This window comes from Parabacteroides sp. Y3-G-102, assembly GCF_023656845.1.
GTDB classification, from domain to species: Bacteria; Bacteroidota; Bacteroidia; order Bacteroidales; family Tannerellaceae; genus Parabacteroides; species Parabacteroides distasonis.
The window spans coordinates 18,227-40,694 of record NZ_JAMOKU010000017.1 but is presented as its reverse complement, the minus strand read 5'-3'; the positions used below and the strand labels follow the sequence as shown (position 1 = coordinate 40,694).

Sequence of the window (22,468 nt, the reverse complement as noted above, 5' to 3'; positions counted from 1 at the left end):
AACACGGCACAAGTCAGTCATGACAAGGCCGTGTTATATCGAATAAAGCTGTTTCCAAATTATCTATTTACTAACCTCAAGAATACTTTCTTAGAAAAATAAGAAGGTAAAAACAGAATAAAGAAATACAGATACGAAGCCATCGGGGAATATCCGAGAACCGTTCTATAAACACGTAAATTATACTTTATGAGAGACCATTTATTCCGAGAGATAGAACTTGAGTGAATTCGGTAAATCGCCAATGGCTCTTTCAAGCCGTAAGCGACCTCACAACGCCTAAGTATGGTAAGCCATAACCCCCAATCTTGCCGTTTACGTAATTCCGGCATAAAGACCTTTCCCACTTTCTCCGTATCATAGACAGCGGTCAAGCAGCCAATCCCATCATCACACCGCATAGAGAAATAGGTCTCCCTTCTTTTTCCGATAACAATGCTGGAAATCTTTCCACTCTCGTCGCAAGTCATATACGAGGTATAAGATAAGGCACAATCCTTCTCTCGCATAAAAGCCAACTGTTTCTCCAGCTTCTCCGGACACCATCGATCATCACTATCGCAAAAAGCGATAAATCGTCCTTTGGCCTCCGAGATAGAGCGATTCCGGCAAACACCCGCCCCACAATTCTTTTCTAACCGGAACAACTTAATACGGGAATCCCTTTGAATATACCGCTCTATGATCTCAACAGAACGATCCGTAGAGCAATCGTCAGTAATCAACAGTTCCCAATTAAGATAAGTCTGCGAAAGAATCGACTCAATGGTTCCCGCTATAAAAGACGAAGAATTATAAGAAGGAGTAATAATGGAGACCAAACCGAAATTATACATAACTATTTTCCGATACATTCATAGGTAAAGCCTAGCTCACCCAATTCCTTCGCGTCATAGATATTGCGACCATCCAGCAGCAAAGGTTGCCTCATCACTTTCTTGATCACGGCCCAACTTGGCAAGCGAAACTGTTTCCACTCGGTCAACAACAACAATGCGTCTGCATCGATTACCGCCTCATACATATCCTTCGCGTAAACAACCCGATCAGCAACTCTACGTTTGCACTCGCCTATCGCCACAGGATCAAACACCTTGACCACGGCACCCGCTTTCCGTAAAAGATCAATCATCACCAAAGAGGTAGCCTCACGCATATCATCCGTCTCCGGCTTGAAAGACAAGCCCCAGAGAGCGATCGTTCTCCCCTCCAAAGAGTCAAAATGTTTTCTAAGCTTCGTATAAAGGATCGTCTTCTGACGTTCATTCACCTCCTCCACGGCCTTTAGCACTCCCATCGGATAACCATTCTTTTCCGCCGTCTTGATAAGAGCCTTCACGTCTTTAGGGAAACAACTACCTCCATAGCCACATCCCGGATACAGGAATTTATTACCGATTCGACTGTCCGAACCGATCCCCTTCCGGACCATATTCACGTCAGCGCCAACCAACTCGCAAAGATTCGCTATATCATTCATGAACGAGATACGAGTAGCCAACATGGAATTAGCCGCGTACTTAATCATCTCCGCCGAGGGAATATCCGTAAAGATCACCCGGAAATTATTCAGGAGGAACGGACGGTAAAGTTTACGCATCATCTCCTTCGCCCTCTCCGACTCCACACCGACCACTACCCGATCCGGACTCATGAAATCCTTGATGGCCGCACCCTCCTTCAAGAACTCCGGATTCGAGGCCACATCAAAGGGGATATCCATCCCACGTTTACTCAACTCCTCTTGAATCGCAGCCTTTACCTTCCGTGCCGTACCCACGGGAACCGTACTCTTGGTTACCAATACCGTATATTTCTTAATATATTGGCCAAACGTACGAGCGACCTCCAACACATAACGCAGGTCGGCGCTACCATCCTCGTCCGGTGGCGTACCCACGGCGCTAAAAACGATATCCACGTTATCCAGACAAGAGGCCAGATCCGTCGTAAAATGAAGTCTGCCTTCCTTGGAATTACGCAATACCATCTCTTCCAACCCCGGCTCATAAATCGGGATATTCCCCTCCAACAAGCCATTTATTTTCTCCCGGTTGACATCCACGCAAGTGACATCAACCCCCATCTCGGCAAAACAAGTCCCGGACACCAGGCCTACGTAGCCGGTGCCGATAATTGCGATATTCATAAGTTATAAGATTATATATTTCAGGAAATCTATAGAGAAGTCAAGTTTTGGTATACGTATATTACGCATACCAAGCCAAATGATATGCGATATTCAATTTTTTAAACTATTTACGGCAAAGAAGACAAGGATAGCCTCATGCTTTTCCCTCTATCAACGAAAGCAAGGTATTCAAATAATTATCAACAGAATCCATCAAGGGAAGAATCTCATTGGCATCGATCACAATCCAATCATCATAATCCCCACTTTGTCTCAACTCAAATAGTTTACTATAAAAACGTCCCAAGTCTTTACTGATTATTCCTGTACTTACAAAATGAAGACCTAATAAACGAATCACTCCTGAATGCGTAGAAGCCTGAAAGCCATTTTTAATTAACAGTGCCGTGGTCATATAATAACAAGCATAATACATTCTATTAGCGGCCGCATGCCAATAACCACACTCTACGATCCCTTTGGTTTCCTCCCAAGTATCAAAAGCTCTAGCCTTTCTTGCTATAACAAGGGCTTCCCGTTCTTCATCTGTTAGATTCATAGTTCTATACCATCTAATTCCACATTCTTGAAAAAAGGAGTACCTTTACGTTTCATCCATTCAGTAAAGGTATATAACTTAGTGCTAAAATATTCGCCAAATTGCCATCCTAGGTCGATTAAAGGATAGGCATAGGTATCAAAATCCGCAGAGGTTATCTTTTCCTTGTCCAACAATATTAGAATATCCCAATCCGATTCATCATGGACATCTCCACGGGCTTGCGAACCAAACAAAAAAACCTTTGTTCCAGCTGGCATCACTTGCTTTATCAAAGCCCTAAGAGAATATAATATATCGTCCTTCCTCATTGTTGTACAAAATAAACATATTATCATACGATCGATCATATTGATTTACAGCCATCGCACGATAGTTACCACCACAAATATACTTACTTTTAGCTAGGCCACAAATATTCTTCTTGATTTTTATCGTATAAGACACCTTGCCTACATAGCCGGTACCGACAATGGCATTATATACAACCCCCGTTTTCCAGTACGAGGCGAATCAAAGCATAGGTACTTCCCAGAAGGGGATACTCTGGGATGTAAATCGCAAGCTATATGGCATTTAAAATCTTTCGTTTGAAACTCTTTGGGAGAATAGATACTTAGCAACAAATCCGCACTTTGAGTATTGATATCAGCCTTATAGATTTTTGCCATCCTATATTTATCCGGATAAGTATCCGCCACAAAAGACGTATCCGAGATAAAGGACTGATGACCATCCGAATTCAACACATCCCCTGCTATTATTTGATAATGAGCTACATCTTTCATGTCATACAATACATGACAACTGTTACCATTTATAATGCAAGACGCTATCAATTGATTCCTGTTATTCCATACATAATGAGAACCGGACTCTTGAGTAGGTAAGGTAATAAGTCGCCGATCACGCAAATCATAAACCATGATCTTGGTATGCCGCCTCATATAATCCCCATCGGTTGGTATTTTCCGGTATAAGAAAGAAAGATACCGACCGTCTTTCGAGAACTCCGAATGGGTTACAAAATGCATATACCCCTGCCTATAGGATTCATCTTCCATCTGTGCCAACTCAGACAAAGAGATAAGCAACTCTGAAGTATTCTCCTTTAAATCCACCAAGAGCAAACCGCTATCTTTAGGTGCCGGATCATCCAATTTCCCTCCATCCCGATAAGGATAACCATACCCGGGCATACAACGCTCCAAGCGCTCATAACTAAAAGAAGAGGCCAAAGATCTTTGCTCATCTTGATAGACCGCATCAATCGGGCAGTCTATTACTTGGTATTCCCCTGTCGATAAATCATGAATCTTAGACACAAGCCGATTCGCTATCGCCGTATTATAAATCATCCGGTTCTTATCCAACCATTGCAGCCTGCATCCTTTATGATAATTCCATGCGTAAGAGGTATCCACCCTATGAAAGTCCTTTATAAGGCCTTGCTCCAAATCAAAATATCCGACATCCAGTCCTTCCGTAGGTAAAGGCATACGCAAATCCAACCTATTTTGATTCGCCAATAGCTTGGTCTCATCAAAAGAAAAAGGCGTGACATCGTGAAATCCGAAAAAGAAGCCTTCTCGATATTGATAGGGAGAGGCGAAATACTCCTTCTTCCTTGGCAGCAAATCAAATATGTCTTGATACATATTCCGCACGAACTGCTTTAAGGCTGGATTTTTACGGACGAGGTTATAGATGGTAGATTCTAGTTTATTCATAAATCAACACGATTATTTTTTCAATTCAGAGACGACCGCCTTAAACTTCCCTGCTTTTGTACGGGGAATCTCATCCACATACTCAAATTTTACCTTTATGGTAGGGCTTATCCATTGAGATATATTTACCAACAATTTCTTCTCCGTAGCCACACTATAGGAATTCCTTCTCACAATACGTAAAATCATTTCACCAAATACTTTTTGGACTACTTGACACTCCTTCACCTCCGACGTATCTTTGAAAATATAATCCAGACGCTGAATGTGAAGCCCCTCTGGTGTAACTATATAGTCTTCATTGCGACCAACAATATCTTCTATAATTTGGCTATGTAATCCACATCCACATTCCCGGTCGGAGAACACTGCCGTATCCCCATTTTGATAACGAATAAAAGGCATACCAAGATTAGCGAACCCGGTAGCCAAAATCTCACCCTGCATCCCACTCTCTGTAGGAACAGCTTGATCCAATTCCATATGACCAATCTCGAAATCCTCGTGATAAACCGAGTGGATACAATGGGTAGCGATAGCGGCTTGCTCAGAAAAACTATACAACTCATGGATTTGGACACCTTTAAAAACAGCCTGTAAGATATTTTTCTGATTCTCGTATAACTTCTCGGCACCCGTGAATATGTGTTTAGGAGGAAAATCCAAAGCCATCTCCGCATTAGTCAACTCATTTGCGAAAGCTGCCATAATAGATGGATATCCTATAAACATTTCTATACACTTTGAATTAATCCAATTTACAATATCCCGTATTTTCACTTCATTCAGCTGATGCATATTGATGAAATAACGGTTCAAGACACGATCATATCTCCAGTAAGGAGGTTTTGAGGTTGAAATAGGAACGATAGGACGACCGGAAAAGTTAACGCAAGCCTTTCCCAAAGTAAAACCAAACCTATTTTTATACCTTTGGTCTACCGCCCAATAATAAGCTGCGCTATATTTAGTCCAATAGAAGTCCAACGCTTTTCCCGTTGAACCACTGGTGTTAAATCGTATAAGTTCCTTTCGGGGAATATTATCAGCCACTAGGCCAAGCCAATTCTCACGGATTTCTTCCTTCGTCAGAATCGGGAACTTTTGCAAGTCTCCCAATTGCTTAAAATCAGAAGGGGATAAACCTACGTCAGTATATTTCTTTCGATAATAAGGACAGTGATTATAAGCTTGTTCCAATATTTTAAAGGTATGTTCTTCTTTATAAGAACGAATCTGTTCTTTTGACCAACCATGGGTTGAGTTCAAGAAGTCCAAGATCTTATAAAAGTCATCGTTAAAACGCTGTTTCTTTAGCTTGTATCCGTGAAGGGATACGGCTATATTCTGCAGCCAATAAGGAAGGGATGAGTAAATAGATATAGTATTCATCAGTCGTTCGTCTTTTGATAATTAGGCAATTCCAGATGGCCTTTCCAACCAAAATAAGGAACAAAATCAAGATGATCTTTATCTCTCAGTTCATCCAAACTACCACTCCAATCTTTAATATCACTGACAACATTTATATTTTGGGGATCAATTTCAGATATAGGCATTTCATGCTTTGAGAAGGCCTCATATACCACTGGTAATTTCTTCCAATCAAAGCCCATCAGTGTTGTAGCGACAGCATCCACACTAGCGGGATCCTCTCCCGATATATAGATACCACACACTTTCGGATCTCCTTGCATCGGACCAGCTCCTTCCATGGCAATAACACCATCTATAACTGAATAATAACGTTTTTTTGTTTTCCGAAACGTACCATCCGGATTCCCATATATCAGACAACGATTCAAATCCAGTGTCATTCGCCAAGTGGTATCATTCCCATACCAGTTCCCACTCCGGATTGTATTGTGCGTAGCGCCAAATACCTTCTCCCCCTCTGCACGAAGTATTTGAGCCATCTTAATTCCTATAAATGGAATATTGATTATTATCCTTTTTACGAACTTGGATCCCCATGTCTCGAATTGTCGTTTAAATGAAGTATCAGGATAATCATCGCCTCCATGTTTGGGAGACCCCCATGTATGATGGGGCAAATAATTCTTATCAGCCGTTATCCCTACAAAGTTCTTAATACTTAAAGTAACACCTGTTTTTTTATGTGTTTTCATTTTTGGCAAGGAAATTACCACATCTGCCATAATAGGAGTAGCGCAAAGTAAATATTCTTGCGTTGTTCCCCTATGATGTTTATTCAGCTCCTCATAATTAGAGTCTGCTCCAAAATAGTTACCTTCTCCCTTATGCCCATAAAACAAACTGTTCTTTTCTAAATTAAAAAGGACTGTTCCATTTGGGTCACCGGCCAATTTCTTTTTATGTGTGATAATCCCTTTCTCACTTGTCCACTCTTCATTCCGCAAATCAATTATTCGTACCGGCACTCCATACTTAGAGGTACAATCCGAAGCTATTTTTGTTAGGCCTAGTTTTTTATCTATCTGCTCGAAAGAGGAATCGGTTTGAGGAGCGTCACAAATAAAGACCTCGCCCTTCCCTTGTAATTTCTCACATACATAATTCGCTACATACCGAATCAACTCTGGAGATGTAACAACACATTTCCATTCATTTTTATCTGTTTCCTTTCCCTCTTTTACGAGATTTGGCTTCAAAACCACTCGATCTCCCGGACGGATATCCATGAAATCAAGATAAGGAAATTGTTCATTTACATATACGTTCATACGCCAGACTATAAAATTTTCTATTATATTTCACTCACTTGTAATCCCATAACTAAATGCGACAACAGGATGTACCTCTTGTTTTTCCTTAGGAGGAATCACCATATAATCTTTTCCATATCGATTTTTCAAATAGGTATCAACTCTATTAGGGATAAAAGCCTTAAGTCCTTCAAAGACGGCCTCTTTAGCAGGATCAAATACATCCGAAGGAACCATTTCTCCAAAATAATGAAGATAACCAGTTGGGATTGTCACATATTTACCTTTTCTTTTATTAAAGAGAGAAACCCATTTATCCAAACAAGAGCACCAAGTAGCATAACTAAAGAATGAAAAAAGAATCCCTATAAACAAACGAAAATAATACATGATCCTAGACTTCATAGTTAAAGAGAAGAAAGTGTCACAATACTTATTCTTACACAAATACATTTTTCTAGAGTTTCCTATAAATAATAAACAATTAGAAATAAATCCATGTAAAACTCGTAGAATGCAATTATCAGGAACATACTCGTAAGTACAAATATCTATCGCCACTCCATTCGGATATAATTTAGATAAATCAAACAAAGATATCAATGTAATATCTTTACGAATTATATGTATACAAAGGTCTTTATATTGTGTTATTGAAAAAGGAGACGTAACATAGTATTTATCGCCAAATTCTTCACAAAAAGCTTCTACAAAACGATAATATTCATCTCTAGATATTAGCATATCCATATCATCATCCCACGGAATAAAACCCTTATGACGAACAACCCCTATCGCACTTCCTGCCACCATCATCACCCTAATGCCAGCCTTTTCGCATACAGATAGGACATCTCTATAAATGTCCAATATACTCTCTTGAAGAAATTTCAGTTCTTGTTCACTCAATATCTTCAAATCTATTTTATTCTGTAAATCAGTACGTTTCACATAATCTCCTATACTAAACATATCCTAACTTATCTATTATAATTATTAAACTTCGACTTTCCAAACACTCAATCACGGATAAATTCCCAACACCCGCTTCATCCCCTTCTCCAAAGAGACACAAGGCTTCCAGCCCAAAGCTTCCAATCGGGAGGTATCCAAAGCAACCCTTATATAATCACAATAAACAACAGACTGATTCTCGGGAATGTCGTAATCAATTCTTAAACCTTTGTCCGGACTCATCCCTATCAACGTTTCCGCTAGCGAACGGACGCTTGTCTCCTCCGTTTCGTTGGCTAAATTGTAGGCAGATGCTTCCTCTCCATAAAAAAGAACAAACATCAATCCCAACAAGGTATCTGTTATGTAGCAAAATGCTCTCAACGCTTCCCCTTTACTCCTTAGTACGATATTTTTATTTTGAATAACAAAATTCAGTAAATCTGCCATTACACGACCATCGTTCTCTAATCTCATCCCTGGTCCATACGTATGGGCGATTCGTACCGAATTGAAGTCTATCCCATATTGCAGATAATAACTCTTACACAAGGTCTCTGCCGCACGCTTACTTTCCGGATAACAGGAGCGGGCATCCAAGCAATCCAGCCTACCAAAGGAAGACTCCGCCAAGGATGCTTTCCCCGCATTATCTCCATAAACCTCACGAGTAGAAGCGAACAGCACCTTCTCTGTTTCCTTTTCCCTTGCCAGCTCCAACACGTTAATAGTCCCTAATAAATTACTCTTCATAATCCCTACGGGATCATTCTGGATGTAATAAGGACTGGCATTTCCTGCGAAGTGGAATATATAATCCATACCCCCTTCCCTATGGATCGACTCACACACATCTTGGATCAACAATTCAAAATGGGGATCCTCCAAAAAGTCAGCGAAAAGTTCCTCTGCCCTCTTCCGGTCGCGAGACAAGGCTACGACACGGATATCCATCCCCTTATCCCTCACGAGAGACATTAGCAAATAAACCATATACGTGGCAATCATTCCATTCGCCCCAGTCACCAAGCAAGACTTCCCCCCCAGCTTGTCCCAAGGAAGATTGACACGAAGCATCTCCTCCATATCGTTCCTCACGATCGTATTTTTATATCTAAACATATCGTTAAAATCCAAATATCTGTTGATTTTCATGCACACCCACCATCGCCTTAAATACAAAATAATCGGTTGGTGTCGTGATTTTTATATTTTCCATCGGGCCGATGATCGTATGTAGCTTATGACCATATGCATTCATCATAGAGCAACTATCTATAAAATCATGCCGCCCTTCCTCTCGTGCCCTCCGGTGAGCTGTTAAAATATCAGACAAGACAAAACTCTGTGGAGCCCTTGCCACTAAAGAGTCCTTTCGAGAAGGTATTTCCAAATCTCCCTCCATCTTGGAGACTACAAATGTTTCTATAGCAGGAATACAAGTAATGCTAGATCCGTACAAACGTACGGCTTCTATATTATCAGAAACCGTTTGCTCAGTAATCAGAGGACGAACCCCGTCATGAATCAATACGCAACTATCCTTGGGATATAAATTTTCTACAGCTATCAATCCATTATAAATAGAATCTTGCCCCGTCTCTCCACCGGGAACTATAGCTCGCACCTTGGTAATCTCAAACTTACGTATCAATTTCTCCAAATAAGGAATCCACTCCTCTATACACGAAACGACAATTCCGCCAATATCAGGATGATTATCAAAAATCTCAAGTGTATAGATTATGATAGGTTTTCCTCGATACTCCAAAAATTGCTTGGGTTTAGCCACTGTATTCATACGCTTGCCGGAACCTCCGGCAAAGATTATGGCGATGTTCATGATTATTCTTTTTTTATTTAAAACAACAAAATTTGAACAGGATTTTATTTTTATTAGTCGTCATTTATCTCCCCAATAAGAATGCAATATTGATCTTTCTAAGGGCTCGTCCTTGTCAAAAACAGAAGTGTAAGGAAAAAACTCCGCATAACCATGTATACGTAATTTATAGTCATCAAAAACCCTCTCAGGCCTTGCTAGCATATAGATTCTGAGTCCAAACATAAGACAAAAACATATTAAAATAAAAATACTATGTGATACTTTATTGAAATTAATGATATACAGACAAGAAGCATACAATATAGCTACTATAAAATACATATAATTGGAAAATCTCAAAAGAATGGACATATCTATGCTTAAAAATAGCAATAAAGAATATAATAAAACACAGCTTATCCATAAATTTTCTTTTAAAAGAAATATAACTTTACACTTTACGCAAAAATACAAGTAAAAAAATATAGACACGATAAGCAGAGGAAACAAATTATATACAAATCCAGTTAAACGCCACATATTTGAACCATATCTATCCACAAAAAAATAATTAACCAACTTATTTGCTACAACAGAAGGAACAAAAGTTATAATACAGGTTAATATCTGAATTTTAAACACGAGCCATACCGTCAATAATAATATAACTACAAATATTTTTATTCTCAAATGATATCGCATTAAAGTAAGCAATGGGAGCAAAAACAAAAGAATAGCAAAAAAATGAAACATAAATGCACATAATGACCATATATAATATTTCAATACTTTTCCATTATTCAAACAAGTAACACCAAATAGAAAACAAGAAATAGCCAAAGACTCTCTCATTATCTCCATCGAGAAATAGAAATAACTATAGAGATAATAAATAGTTAATACAGTAAATGGCTTCGTACATGACTTACAGAGAAAACAAAAAACAGAAGCATGAAAGAATGCACTGACAAATATTTGCACAAGGGTAAAACTACCAAGACCTTTACAGACAGCATTCAGCAAGAGCCAGAATGGCTGATATCGGGACTCTGTAATGTATTCAATAGATAATTGAGATAATGGAGGCATTTCATATTGAAAAAAATTCATATAATTAACAGTATCTACTCCTAAACGCCATCTCAATCCTGCTATTAGTGTAAAAAGGAAATACAGTACAATATAATTTGCCCTTAAATGTAGCTTCCTCTCATATACATCATACAAGATGACACAAATCAGTAGATACATGAATATGAATAAGTAAATCATCTTTCTATTATTTTTTTACCATTACTAGTGTAGACAGGAACGTCATATAAAAGCATGTGTAAATGTTAACATTATACAGAAAAGTATATTTATCAATTATCAAAATATTACCTATTTCTCTTTCTTATTTCTCCCCACAGCATCCTTATCTCCACACTTCCAGAGACTATGGAGATTCCGGCATATAAAGTTATTCCTACGAATATACCTGAAACTATCAATAACAGATCCGAATAGATGAGATACTTCAGAAAATGAACTAAAACTCCCATAAGCATAGCCTGCAACAAGATAGGCAACAAGTTTCGCATCTCTTCCATAAAGGTAACTTGAGATAATATACGGCGAGTAAAACGAGTCATGACATAAACATCGACAATAAAGTAAGCTAATACTCCAAAGCAAACCGCTTTGATCCCAAAAAAGAGCATAATAACCAATAAAACAATCGCAATAGATTTCTTGATAATCTCCGCTTTTAGGCAATAATCGCTACGATGCTTGGCGTTCAGCAGTTGCCAATTCATATGCGACGCTGGTCTCCAAATCCATGCAAAACAAAGGATTTGTATTAAAGGACACACAGCCAACCATTTCTCCGTCAACAGTAGCCGTACCACCGGTTCGACCAATGCCGCCAGACCCATCATTAGAGGAAATAAAACGAAACACGCCATTCGAAGCATCTGGAAAAAACGCTGTTGTAACTCTTCTTCCTTGTCTTGCAGTTCACATTCGATGGGATAAGCCACACGAGCTATTATATCCGTGATAGTTTGGGGCATCAGACTCGTCATCTGTATGGACTGACTATACAAACCTGTCACCGTAGGAGAAAAGAATTTTCCGATCAGAAGGAACGATCCACTGGAATAAACGGCATCTACTGTACGACTTATCAATAGTTTTGACCCAAAGTTGAACAACTCCTTGAATGAATCCTTGGAAAAAATCAACGTAGGTTTCCACTCGGCAGAGATCCAAAGTAACACTACGTTCAAAAAGTTCTGCAAAAGTTGCTGCCATACCAATGTCCAAACACCAAAACTGTGATATGCCATCCACAGACCTACTCCGCCACTTGCAGATATAGCAATAACAGAAATCCAAGCCTGACGACGAAAGTTCATCGCAATATTCAACTTCGCTTGTTGCACCGTACGAAAGGAGTTGATAACGAACAAAAGCGACAACCATATAAGAAGTTCTTTTAGTAATGGTTCCTTGTAAAAACTAGCAACCAATGGAGCCGAGATAAACAATATACTATAAATAACCAACGCAACTCCAATATTAAACCAGAAAGTAGTAGAAAAATCAATTTCTGTGCGATCTTGTTTTTGAATAAGAGCTTCCACAAAACCAGAATCCACAAAGATCTGCGCTATAGCTAAGAGTATAGTAAGCATTGCTACTAGCCCATAGTCAGAAGGCGAAAGTTGTCGTGCAATCAAGATAGTGAAGAGTGCCATCAATCCTTGACGAGCAAACTTTTCAACAGCACTCCACGCTACACCACGTATAGCCTTATTTTTAATCAACTCTGACATATATTATATTTTAACTTTTTCCTATAAATGGTAAAATGTAAATTCTGGCTAATGCTCCTAATAGTTTTTTCAAGGTATATGCCCAAAATTCGGGTTACGACGAATATAAGACACCAATCTAGCGCCCGCCATTTTTCAGACAGTAACACAAGTTTTATCTTTATAAAAAGTGCTTTTGATTCAATATTTTTTATGCAATATCTTTTCTATTTGCATACAGCGGCTCATATTTGAAAGTTAGAGCATGGCTTTCTCTAAATAATCTTTCTTTTTAAATTATGAAGGCAGGTAACAGATACTCATACCACTTTTATGCTATAATAGCGGCATCAAGAAAGTGCCAAAATATCCTCTCGTATTTTGTCCATTTCCCAATACCCCATGGTCTGTATATTATCTAATAGAATATCTTTTTCAAAGTCTATTCTGGAGCGGTAGCAAAGGCAGTTACCTATTGATTTTATCAATGTATAGATTGTATGCCCTTTTATGTGCAGATATACATTACTTTCATTTATTCCTAAATGTTGAAAGTATGCCTTGTCCTGCGCATTTACATAAGGGAAATCTGTTTTTATCTTACCAATGAGTCCTTTTCCATTTTCCGCTAACTCACTTGCTATTGCATTGTCGGGGAATAGATTCATCAAAACATCTTAATGGAAAGTCTTTTTTGAATCCACGTTTTCTCATCGTAAGGAAATGCAGGAAGTCTGCATATATGATAGACAAAAATTCATTGATGAAATGCGAGAAACTGAAAGCCGGTAACTTTTTCGGACATTTTTCTTTCCACGACTTTTCTAACTTCTCGGCATAGCAATAATGATTTTCCCATGAATATCCGTATGTCTGCAAAATAAAGTGATCACTATCTATACCTTGTTCCTCTGACAAATATCTCAAATCGCTATCTATGCAGATGAAAAAATTAAGAGGAACAGAAGCCCTATATGTTCTGTCTATAATGGGAATATTGGCAAAGTACTCGGCTTGCGCCTCTATGGCAGACACTGATTCAGGCATAGTTTACTTTATTATATCCTCCATATAAACTACTTTATCCCCCCATCCTGTTCCAAACATGCTTGGTGAATGGGTAGCAATGATGATTTGACAGAAAGGATTTATCTGACGCATCCTATCTATTATCTCTCTTTGCCATCTAATATGCAATGAAATTTCAGGTTCATCCATAAATATGATAGCCGGTTTCTTCTCTAATAAAGAATCTCCTGATATTTATACTTTCTTAGTTCTTTCGCGTCATTGGTATAATAAGCATACATGATATTCATCAATGTAGTCTTTCCACTGCCATTAATTCCAACCAGCACATTGACATCGGGATTAACATTCAACCACTCCACATTTTTATGCCCCCATAATCCTTGCAGGGAAAACGATCTTATGTATGTTTTACAAGAATCTTCCATCCCTCGATCGTTCTCTTCTCCGTACTGAAATTGATCCCCACCTTCACCACCGGCAGGCCGCAGAGGGCGAAACGTTCGGGGTAATCCTTCAAATTGATTTGCTCCATGGCAGCCTCGGCGCTTTGGTCCAATTTCAGCTCGATCACGTAAAGCGTGGAAGGTGTGCGGAGCACCATGTCCACACGGCCTTGCGGCGTACGGACCTCCACATCGACATAATTACCGATCAGCGTGAAAATGACATAGAGCAATTGCTGGTAATGGCCTTCGTAATGCGTGTTATCGCAATAGGGGATCGTGGAGAGATAGGTGCGCATCAAGCGCAACGCACCATCCATGTCACCGTTGTAGATCATCTCCGCCATTTCCGCCACCATCGTATTCAACTCGGCAGGACGTTGCACATAGTTGGGCAACAGGCTGCGCATCAAGCCGATCCGGACCTCTTTATTCGGGATATCAAGCTTATAAAGACCGGAAAACGCCGAGTAGCCCTTGATCGTGATATAACCGCTTTGATAAAGCAATGGCGTGATACTCGTCATCCGTTCCGTAGGAGCGTCAAAATCAGCCGCCACACATTTACGATTACCTATCTCTTGCGGGATTACGTGGTACTTACGCAGCATCTCGACCAAGTAGGTCGGCGTACCGCTACCGAACCAGTAGGAGTCGATCCGGCCATCGGCCAATGCGTTCAACAAACCGAACGGATTGTATATATCGGGCGACGGCCACGTGAAATGATAACCGTCGTAATTCTGTTTCAAGACTTCCAAGGCCTCTTCCGGAGTAACGCCGAGGTTGCCGGCCAAACGGTCGATGCCCTCACCCATCTGTTCTCGCATCTCCTCTTCCGTGATACCGCAGATCGATCCATACTCGGGGAGCATACTGATATTCTTGATATTATTCAGCTCGCTGAAGATACTCAACTGGGAGAATTTCGTGATGCCGGTCAGGAAGACGAAACGCAGGTAGGGGTCGCATGCCTTCAGTGGGCTGTAGAAGTTGCGCATCACGTTGCGCAACACGGGCAGATTCTTCTCCTCATGCACCACATCCAGCAAAGGAGCGTCGTACTCATCGATCAAGACAACCACCTTTTGTCCGGTCTGCTCGAAGGCACGTTTGATAAGGCTCTCCAAGCGGTCGTTCACCATAAGCGCATTCTCATCACGCCCATAAATGGACTCCCACTCTGACAAACGACGCCCCAAATAATGTTCCAAACCCTCCCGATCCAAGTGCTTGCCGAGGCTCATATCGAAATGAAGCACCGGATAACTCTTCCATTCCTTCTCCAACTTCTCGATAGCCAAGCCCTCGAACAGCTCCTTCCGGCCCTCAAAGTAGCTGCGGAGCGTGGAGGTCAGCAAGGACTTACCGAAGCGACGAGGACGGCTCAAGAAGATATAACTCGACGCTCCATGCGTCATACGGTACACCAACTCAGTCTTGTCCACGTACACATAATTACCCTCCCGTAATTTCGAGAATGTCTGGATACCTATCGGATATAATCGTCGTTGCTCCATAGCTATGAAGATTTATGATTTTGAAACACAAATATAACACATTTCCGGCAAACTATCAACCATCAATCACAAATCCCCCTCTCTTTCTCCACCCTCTCCCTCACCTTCTCCGGTAACCGATAGCTCAGTTCCAGTATCCGGCTGCGGGAGTACTGAAGCTTCCTTCGCTCGGCCTCACGTTCCTTCTCCGGGAAATAGAAGGGCACCAAGTGGAGAAAGATGGCGTAGACATGATCCAACGATTCCAGCCGCAGGCTACCATCCGGATGGCTTGGGTTCAACTTCGATAGTGTTTGGCGGCTGATGCCCAAGAACTCGGAAGCGTCTCGCACGGAGGACAGCCCCCAACGATCCAAGATGAGGCATACCTCGAAGGACGCCACACGAATCCAAGGGTTCGGATCCGAGCTTTGTGGTTCGATCATTACGTCTCAAAGGGGGAAATCTCCCCATGGTGAAACGCTAAGACCTTGAAGAAAGATCAAAATAAGTTATAACACTCTTAAATTGGCGCACCCATGAGTGTACCACCCACAAATTCAAAGGCTATATCTTTACCTGCGATCCGAAGCGAAAGCCTTGGATCATCATTGTTTAAACCTTATTAAAAAACAAACACAATGAAAGAATCCATCATGTCTTTTTACAACGCTCCAATTACCAATCAAGTGCCAAACGGAGTGGTCAGTATCGACCAATTGTACACCTACGTCAGCACCAATGAATGGCTACGGGATCGGACGGACCGCACACGTGTCGCACTGGACGACGAGAAACGGTTCAGGCAGTTGAAGCAAAGCCTGCTGCCCTATGTCACGCCCGCCGGGGTATTCTCCTACCGAAAGGAGGACCGGTTGCTTTTTCCCTCGGGTGAACTGGTTATCGATATCGATCATCTCGCCTCGCCCGAGGAGGCTTGTACGTGGCGAGACACACTGTTCGCCGACGAGCGGCTACGCCCCGACCTCGCCTTCATCAGCCCCAGTAACACAGGCGTAAAGCTCTTCGTGCCTTATCGTTTGTCCGTTACCGCCACGATCGAGTGGGCCTTCGACGAGGCACGACGATCGGCTTGGGAATACCTTGAGTGGAGATACGGACTGAAAGCCGATACCTCAAACGCCGACCTGTCAAGGGCTTGTTTCCTTTGTTCGGATTCCTCTGCGAAACTGAGAAAGTGAAACCATTGACTTTTTAGTTGGCAGTTGACAAGTGACAGTTATAGATCGTTCTTCATTAATCATTATTCATTCACCATGAACACCATTCAAGATTTAGAGCGGCTCGTGGCCGCTATCGAGAAACAGGGGGCGAACGTCGCTCCCACCTATCAAGAGTATATGCCGCTGGCCTTCGCTATCGCCAACGATTGCGGCGAGGCGGGACGGTCGTTGTTCCATCGCATCTGCCGTATCTCGGAAAAGTATGTGTCCGACGAGGCGGATAGACTCTTCGACCACGCCCTCAAAGGGGGCAACGGGCGAAACGGAATCGGGTCTGTCTATCACTGGGCAGAGACCGCCGGCGTGAAACTCGACAAGCAACTGGCCGGTACCGCCCGGAGCTACGCCGGGAAACAGCCCGGAACTTGCGAACTTGCAAACTTGCAGCCCTCTCATCCTCTCACACACACCTGCGCACATGAGGCGTACATTAATATGCCCGTCTTCGGAAACTATGATTGGCCCCCTTTCTTGAACCAGCTCATCGACTGCGGTGACTCCCCGGCGCAACGGGATATCCTGCTGCTAGGTGCCGTCACCGTGCTAGGCGCTACCCTCAACAAGCACTTGCGCATACTCTACGGACGTAAATACCATTATCCCTGCCTGCAAACCTTCATCGTGGCACCTCCCGCCTCGGGAAAAGGGGCGCTCACTTGGGTACGCCACCTAGCCGAACCGATCCATGAGGCAATGATGGAGGAATTCAAATCCCTACGCAAGGAATACCGGCTGGAGAAGGCACGCTGGGGATCCCTTGGCAAGGAACGAGCGAAAACCCCCGAGCCGGAAGAGCCAAAGCCTAAGATGTTCCTGATCGCCGGCGACAACTCTGGAACGGGCGTATTGGAGAACCTCATCGAGGCGGACGGCGTGGGGCTGATCTGCGAGACCGAGGCGGATACCGTCAGCACCGCCATCGGCACGGATTACGGTCATTGGAGCGATACCTTGCGCAAATGTTACGATCATGACCGGCTAGCCTTTAACCGGCGTATGAACCATGAGTATCTGGAATGTATGAAATCTTTTCTCAGTGTCTTGTTAAGCGGGACACCGGCACAGGTGAAACCGCTCATTCCCTCGGCCGAGAACGGATTGTTCTCACGCCAGATGTTTTACTATATGCCCTCCATCACCGAATGGGTAGACCAGTTCGACCTGTCCGATGAGGATTATGATTCCCGGTTCACCGGATGGGGCAAACAGTGGAAGACGTTCATCGAGTGGCTCGGCGCTTCCGTGAATCTCATTCAGCTCAAGCTGTCCGAAGAGCAAAAAATCCGTTTCAACGAACGTTTCGCGCAACTTTTCGGCCATGCGGGTTTCACGCATGGGGGAGCCATGAGAAGCACCGTGGCACGTATCGCCATCAACATCTGCCGAATCCTAAGCGTGGTGGCCCTGCTACGAGCCACGGAAAAACTCCTCCCACCACACAAAACAATTTTCAATTCTCAATTCTCCATTTTCAAATGCCCCGGTCTCTCCCCTTCCGATGACATACCGGAAGAGAATGTCCGAGACGGTATCGTACCGAAACTGGACCTGACAGCGACAGGGGCTGATTTCGAGGCCGTGCTCAACCTCACCGAGCCTCTTTACCGGCACGCTTGCCATATCCTGTCTATCCTGCCCGCCACCGACGTGCAACAACGGGAACCTACACCTCAGGAGGCGTTATTCGATGCCCTCCCCCTCGCCTTCAACCGCCAAGAGGCGCTCCGGGAGGCAAAGAGGATCGGCATGGGTACCGATACCCTAGACTCTCACTTACGGCGTATGCTGGAAAAGGGCGTGATCCAAAAGAACGCACGGGGTGAATATATATTCACGGCCAAACAACGCCAGACACCCCAATCCCCTTTATAATGTACATGTATGTGTGTGAGGTATGGAACCGACCGCAAGTTTGCAAGTTCGCAAGTTTCATTTTCCCAGATTCATAATCCATAAACAATAAATCAAATGTCCTTACCATTAAGAAAGTCCGCATTGGCGGCATCCTATTTCCCGGAACTGGCCTCCCATCAAGCCTGCAACCGTCTACGCCGCTGGATCATCCGATGCACGGAGCTGTACGACAAGCTGCGGGAGACGGGCTACCGCCCCGAGCAACGTATATTCACGCCACGACAGGTGGGGTTGATCATCCACTACCTCGGAGAACCGTAAATTAGTTGACAGGTGACAAGTGACAGTTGCGCACGGCGGTGAATTAACTGCCACTTGTCAACTATCAACTAGAACGCCCATCCAAGGCTCCTTACAATGCCCATTCAAAGAGGCTTACAATGCCTATCCAAAGGGGCTTACGATGGGCAGCGTAGTCCGGCGGCCATTGGCTACCATTATTCATTGTTAATTATTCATTATTCATTCCCTAAGGTATCACCCGGCATCACCGCCCCTTATGGCGGCACCTATCTTTGTAACGTTGATCAACAAACAATTAATTTTCTATTATCAACTTTTAATTTTCAATTACCATGCCACAAGCATTTCAAGCACGAAAGTTTTTTATCCCCAAGACGGATCCCAAGCAGGAGGTGTACAAGCCGGTTCCCTATTATTTCGGTACCCTGTCCACGCAAGACGCGGCCGATCAGATCGCCGAGGAGTCGTCGCTCACGAAGGGTGACGTATTGAACGTGTTGGACCGCTACCAGCGGTATGTCATCAAGAACCTGCAGAAAGGCTACAAGGTGGAGCTGCTGGGATTCGGAACCGTCTATAACCGCTTCGTCACGGAGAAGGGGGTAGCGACCGCCCCCGAGGTCAAGGCTACGCATATACGGACTATCGTACCGGGATTCTCGCCTTCCTATACCATACTGAACGGGGCACGACGGTACTCGCTGCTGGGCGAGAAGACTTCGTTGCTCAAGGTGACGATACTCGGGACGCCGGTGGAGGAAGGGGGCGGTTCCGATTCTGAGTCGCCTGATGAGATCTGATATGTCACTTTTGGCTTGACCCAAAAGTAACCAAAAGGTCAAGGCTGACGCTGACGGGCTACTTCGAGACCTACGCTCGCTGTCGCATCCCAACTCGCTTCGCTCAGACAGGGATGCTCCTCACGCTCGCTGCGGTCTCTTCGCTTGACGCCCGTCCGCTGAGGCCGTCCCAAGGAAAGCGAAGCTTTCCTCTTATATCAGCCGGGATTCCTAATTCATAACTCATAATTTAAAATTCATAATTCATGAAAAAGTCCGTATGGAGTACTATTATCAAAGTGATCATCGCCGTAGCTACCGCCATCGCGGGAGCACTTGGCATCCAATCCTGTATTCTCTAATTTTCAATTATCATGGGTAAGGCTTATTGTTTCTACCAGAATTATAGGGAGGTCAGACTCCTTGTAATTCATTGCTCGGCCACACGATATGACAGGGATTTTCCTGTGGAGGCGCTCCGTTCATCGCACAAGGCACGGGGATTCGCCGATATCGGGTATCATTTCTATATCACACGGGACGGGGAATTACACCGCTGCCGACCGGTCAACCAGATCGGGGCGCACGCAGCCGGATGGAACGACAAAAGTATCGGTATATGTTACGAGGGAGGACTCGACGAACAGGGCCGTCCGGCCGATACCCGGACCTACGCCCAGCGCTGTACCTTGATGGATCTGCTACGGCAATTACGAAGGGACTACCCGGAGGCACGTATTCTAGGGCATTACCAGCTTAGCCCCTATATAAAGAAGGCTTGCCCTTGCTTTGACGCAAGGAAGGAGTATGAAACCTTATGAAAGCCATACTATGCCTCCACAAAAAATAGTCGTCATTCATCTATTGGATATAAATTATTCTTTACTAATTCATAGAAGGCTTGAACTAAAACATTACGTTTCGAATTATTTTTATTTAAATAAATAGAAACGTAAAGCAGGTAATCATCGATTTGGGTGGAAGCATCGTATTTTATGATGCTTCCATCATTATAAGCAGAATACCATTTAGAGAACAACAATCTGCGCTTTTTTTCTTTGCCATCTAAATTATCACAAACCATTATCATCGCATGGTCGTTCCTTGAGAAGAATATCCGTAATAACGAGACTATGGTCATCGCTATACGATTATCTATCGGATGAGGTCTATCTGACTCCGGCTCTATATTAAAAGTATAGACATTATCAAATGTCGGATGGTATATTGAAAAATCTATAAAATAAGCATGATAAACAATGCCATGCTTAGTCTTAAATGAATAATTCCAATCACTTTCCTCTACTATATCATAAGGGAGTGGCAAACTTGATTCCACGTTGTCGTGCTATTTCTTTTATATCACCTCCCTTTTGAATACATTCTCGAATAATTCGTTTGTCTTCCAATATCTTTTGAAAGACAGACACTGGTCTCATTTCTTTTTTTTTGTTATCCATAGAGGTTTCGTTTTTTATGTTATTACGCAAAGATAGCTATATTATCTTACAAACAAAGTTTTACCACAAGATATTACAGAAATATCAGAATTTCTTACCGAACGCTATATTCAAGAAGGTCTTCACCAATATCTTGAAATCGAACAGCCAAGAGCGATGTTCCAGATAGAACAGGTCGTAACGCAAGCGGCGGAGCATCTTATCGACCGTGTCCGTATACCCATTGTAGAGCGTGGCGTAAGAGGTAACGCCCGGACGGATCTGGTAGAGGTAACGGTAACGGGGATCACGCTCCATGATCTGGTCGATGTAGAACTTACGCTCGGGACGGGGACCGATAAAGGACATGTCGCCCACGAAGACATTCCATAACTGGGGCAACTCGTCCAAGTGATGTACCCGGAGGAATTTTCCGACACGGGTCATACGGGGATCTGCCCCACCCTTGTAAAGGGCCGGACCGAACTTCTCCGCGTCCAGACGCATACTGCGGAACTTATAGATGTTGAACGGGCGACCGAAACGACCGATACGCTCTTGCTTAAAGATCGCCGGGCCTCCATCCTCCCGTTTTACGGCGATATAACAAAGTAAAAACAGCGGGGAGAATACGATCAAGGCCAAAAACGCCAGCGCACAATCCCCTATACGTTTTACATTACGTTGGAACATACCCATCCCATCCGGGATGAATCGCTCCGGTTCCGCTCCCTCACTTTTTCCGAATGGTGTAGTTTTCTTTTTTTCAGCACTCATACTCTCTCACTTAATAAAGGTAGTCCCTCCACCTCGCCGGCGTGCCATTCACGGTAGTCTGCCAAGGAAAATCCGGGGACGGTCAATAGCTTGTAATCCGACTCGTCTCTTCTCAAGATATGTTTGCGGGCGTACGAGCGGAGCGAGCGATCCGTAACGGACACCATCACGATCGGGAACGGGTAGGCGAACAGGCGCAACGGCATGGTCTCGCTATCCGGAAATGCACGATACAACTGATAGGCCGAACACTCAAAAGCCACCCAGTAAGCCCCCGTACGATACAGGTGTATTGAGTTTTGGTTCGCACGCTCACGATCCATGATCTCTGTCAAATGCTCACGCAACAAGTTCATCAACCGGATGCCGGAAGGAACCTCGCACGTCTCTCTCTCTTTTCTCATATCTTTC

At 43.2% G+C, this 22,468-nt stretch carries 29 protein-coding genes; 6 read left to right on the top strand and 23 right to left on the bottom strand.

The window, feature by feature from the left end:
• Positions 1–59: 59 nt before the first annotated feature.
• From NBH16_RS10355 to NBH16_RS10275, 18 genes are all read right to left on the bottom strand, one after another.
• Positions 60–836: a glycosyltransferase family 2 protein gene (locus tag NBH16_RS10355; RefSeq protein WP_250788485.1), complete on the bottom strand. Its 777-nt coding sequence runs from the start codon at positions 834–836 to the stop codon at positions 60–62.
• A gap of 2 nt (positions 837–838) precedes the next feature.
• Positions 839–2,149 (bottom strand): UDP-glucose dehydrogenase family protein, encoded by a 1,311-nt coding sequence (locus NBH16_RS10350; protein WP_196008679.1) that lies wholly within the window; start codon positions 2,147–2,149, stop codon positions 839–841.
• Positions 2,150–2,285: 136 nt separating this feature from the next.
• Positions 2,286–2,690, bottom strand: coding sequence for a HEPN domain-containing protein (locus tag NBH16_RS10345; RefSeq protein ID WP_005857332.1), 405 nt, complete (start codon positions 2,688–2,690; stop codon positions 2,286–2,288).
• A complete protein-coding gene (locus tag NBH16_RS10340; protein WP_008778387.1) occupies positions 2,687–3,001 on the bottom strand; it encodes a nucleotidyltransferase domain-containing protein in 315 nt (104 codons plus the stop codon). Before NBH16_RS10340 ends, NBH16_RS10345 begins: the two co-directional genes overlap by 4 nt.
• A gap of 141 nt (positions 3,002–3,142) precedes the next feature.
• Positions 3,143–4,420, bottom strand: a complete 1,278-nt coding sequence (locus NBH16_RS10335; RefSeq protein ID WP_250788484.1) for a TolB-like translocation protein — start codon at positions 4,418–4,420, stop codon at positions 3,143–3,145.
• Between the two features lie 12 nt (positions 4,421–4,432).
• Positions 4,433–5,812 (bottom strand): acyl-CoA synthetase family protein, encoded by a 1,380-nt coding sequence (locus NBH16_RS10330; RefSeq protein ID WP_250788483.1) that lies wholly within the window; start codon positions 5,810–5,812, stop codon positions 4,433–4,435.
• Positions 5,812–7,125, bottom strand: a complete 1,314-nt coding sequence (locus tag NBH16_RS10325; protein WP_195473386.1) for a DUF362 domain-containing protein — start codon at positions 7,123–7,125, stop codon at positions 5,812–5,814. Before NBH16_RS10325 ends, NBH16_RS10330 begins: the two co-directional genes overlap by 1 nt.
• Before the next feature lie 30 nt (positions 7,126–7,155).
• Positions 7,156–8,079: a LicD family protein gene (locus NBH16_RS10320; protein WP_121962294.1), complete on the bottom strand. Its 924-nt coding sequence runs from the start codon at positions 8,077–8,079 to the stop codon at positions 7,156–7,158.
• Between the two features lie 51 nt (positions 8,080–8,130).
• Positions 8,131–9,183 (bottom strand): NAD-dependent epimerase/dehydratase family protein, encoded by a 1,053-nt coding sequence (locus NBH16_RS10315; protein WP_158563037.1) that lies wholly within the window; start codon positions 9,181–9,183, stop codon positions 8,131–8,133.
• 4 nt (positions 9,184–9,187) lie between these two features.
• Positions 9,188–9,904, bottom strand: a complete 717-nt coding sequence (locus NBH16_RS10310) for an IspD/TarI family cytidylyltransferase (RefSeq protein WP_121962292.1) — start codon at positions 9,902–9,904, stop codon at positions 9,188–9,190.
• Positions 9,905–9,964: 60 nt separating this feature from the next.
• Complete coding sequence (locus NBH16_RS23410; protein WP_350457262.1) at positions 9,965–11,137, bottom strand: EpsG family protein; 1,173 nt, start codon at positions 11,135–11,137, stop codon at positions 9,965–9,967.
• 128 nt (positions 11,138–11,265) lie between these two features.
• Positions 11,266–12,708: a lipopolysaccharide biosynthesis protein gene (locus NBH16_RS10305; RefSeq protein ID WP_250788481.1), complete on the bottom strand. Its 1,443-nt coding sequence runs from the start codon at positions 12,706–12,708 to the stop codon at positions 11,266–11,268.
• Positions 12,709–13,037: 329 nt separating this feature from the next.
• Positions 13,038–13,355: a hypothetical protein gene (locus NBH16_RS10300; protein ID WP_121962289.1), complete on the bottom strand. Its 318-nt coding sequence runs from the start codon at positions 13,353–13,355 to the stop codon at positions 13,038–13,040.
• On the bottom strand, positions 13,321–13,734 hold the full coding sequence (locus tag NBH16_RS10295; RefSeq protein WP_250788479.1) for a DUF4435 domain-containing protein: 414 nt from the start codon (positions 13,732–13,734) through the stop codon (positions 13,321–13,323). Before NBH16_RS10295 ends, NBH16_RS10300 begins: the two co-directional genes overlap by 35 nt.
• A 3-nt stretch (positions 13,735–13,737) precedes the next feature.
• On the bottom strand, positions 13,738–13,905 hold the full coding sequence (locus tag NBH16_RS10290; protein ID WP_250788477.1) for an AAA family ATPase: 168 nt from the start codon (positions 13,903–13,905) through the stop codon (positions 13,738–13,740).
• Between the two features lie 23 nt (positions 13,906–13,928).
• Positions 13,929–14,078: a hypothetical protein gene (locus NBH16_RS10285; RefSeq protein ID WP_250788475.1), complete on the bottom strand. Its 150-nt coding sequence runs from the start codon at positions 14,076–14,078 to the stop codon at positions 13,929–13,931.
• A 38-nt stretch (positions 14,079–14,116) separates the two neighbouring features.
• On the bottom strand, positions 14,117–15,682 hold the full coding sequence (locus NBH16_RS10280) for a PD-(D/E)XK nuclease domain-containing ATP-binding protein (RefSeq protein WP_250788473.1): 1,566 nt from the start codon (positions 15,680–15,682) through the stop codon (positions 14,117–14,119).
• Positions 15,683–15,744: 62 nt separating this feature from the next.
• Entirely contained in the window at positions 15,745–16,107 is a 363-nt protein-coding gene (locus tag NBH16_RS10275; RefSeq protein ID WP_121962287.1) for a hypothetical protein, read from the bottom strand.
• 195 nt (positions 16,108–16,302) lie between these two features.
• Here NBH16_RS10275 and NBH16_RS10270 point away from each other — a divergent pair, with 195 nt between their 5' ends.
• From NBH16_RS10270 to NBH16_RS10255, 4 genes are all read left to right on the top strand, one after another.
• Positions 16,303–16,863 carry a BT4734/BF3469 family protein gene (locus NBH16_RS10270; protein ID WP_250788472.1) on the top strand — a complete coding sequence of 187 codons (561 nt, stop codon included), beginning with the start codon at positions 16,303–16,305 and terminating at the stop codon, positions 16,861–16,863.
• 75 nt (positions 16,864–16,938) lie between these two features.
• Positions 16,939–18,777 (top strand): DUF3987 domain-containing protein, encoded by a 1,839-nt coding sequence (locus NBH16_RS10265; RefSeq protein WP_250788470.1) that lies wholly within the window; start codon positions 16,939–16,941, stop codon positions 18,775–18,777.
• A gap of 96 nt (positions 18,778–18,873) precedes the next feature.
• On the top strand, positions 18,874–19,080 hold the full coding sequence (locus NBH16_RS10260; RefSeq protein ID WP_005857347.1) for a DUF4248 domain-containing protein: 207 nt from the start codon (positions 18,874–18,876) through the stop codon (positions 19,078–19,080).
• Positions 19,081–19,394: 314 nt separating this feature from the next.
• Positions 19,395–19,862: an HU family DNA-binding protein gene (locus NBH16_RS10255; RefSeq protein WP_005857915.1), complete on the top strand. Its 468-nt coding sequence runs from the start codon at positions 19,395–19,397 to the stop codon at positions 19,860–19,862.
• Positions 19,863–19,900: 38 nt separating this feature from the next.
• On the opposite strand, the gene NBH16_RS23295 is transcribed toward NBH16_RS10255, so the two are convergent.
• On the bottom strand, positions 19,901–20,035 hold the full coding sequence (locus NBH16_RS23295) for a hypothetical protein (RefSeq protein ID WP_255420292.1): 135 nt from the start codon (positions 20,033–20,035) through the stop codon (positions 19,901–19,903).
• 72 nt (positions 20,036–20,107) lie between these two features.
• Here NBH16_RS23295 and NBH16_RS23405 point away from each other — a divergent pair, with 72 nt between their 5' ends.
• Both NBH16_RS23405 and NBH16_RS10245 read left to right on the top strand, forming a co-directional pair.
• Positions 20,108–20,203 carry a smalltalk protein gene (locus NBH16_RS23405; protein ID WP_005855736.1) on the top strand — a complete coding sequence of 32 codons (96 nt, stop codon included), beginning with the start codon at positions 20,108–20,110 and terminating at the stop codon, positions 20,201–20,203.
• A 12-nt stretch (positions 20,204–20,215) separates the two neighbouring features.
• Complete coding sequence (locus NBH16_RS10245) at positions 20,216–20,662, top strand: N-acetylmuramoyl-L-alanine amidase (RefSeq protein WP_008772314.1); 447 nt, start codon at positions 20,216–20,218, stop codon at positions 20,660–20,662.
• Between the two features lie 32 nt (positions 20,663–20,694).
• On the opposite strand, the gene NBH16_RS10240 is transcribed toward NBH16_RS10245, so the two are convergent.
• The 4 genes from NBH16_RS10240 to NBH16_RS10225 form a co-directional block, all read right to left on the bottom strand.
• Complete coding sequence (locus NBH16_RS10240; RefSeq protein ID WP_005862747.1) at positions 20,695–21,180, bottom strand: DUF6169 family protein; 486 nt, start codon at positions 21,178–21,180, stop codon at positions 20,695–20,697.
• Positions 21,152–21,301 (bottom strand): hypothetical protein, encoded by a 150-nt coding sequence (locus NBH16_RS10235; protein WP_005862749.1) that lies wholly within the window; start codon positions 21,299–21,301, stop codon positions 21,152–21,154. The genes NBH16_RS10240 and NBH16_RS10235 overlap by 29 nt, the downstream gene beginning before the upstream one ends.
• An 84-nt stretch (positions 21,302–21,385) precedes the next feature.
• A complete protein-coding gene (locus tag NBH16_RS10230; RefSeq protein WP_250788468.1) occupies positions 21,386–22,057 on the bottom strand; it encodes a sugar transferase in 672 nt (223 codons plus the stop codon).
• Positions 22,054–22,461: a hypothetical protein gene (locus NBH16_RS10225; RefSeq protein ID WP_250788466.1), complete on the bottom strand. Its 408-nt coding sequence runs from the start codon at positions 22,459–22,461 to the stop codon at positions 22,054–22,056. The genes NBH16_RS10230 and NBH16_RS10225 overlap by 4 nt, the downstream gene beginning before the upstream one ends.
• Positions 22,462–22,468: the final 7 nt, after the last annotated feature.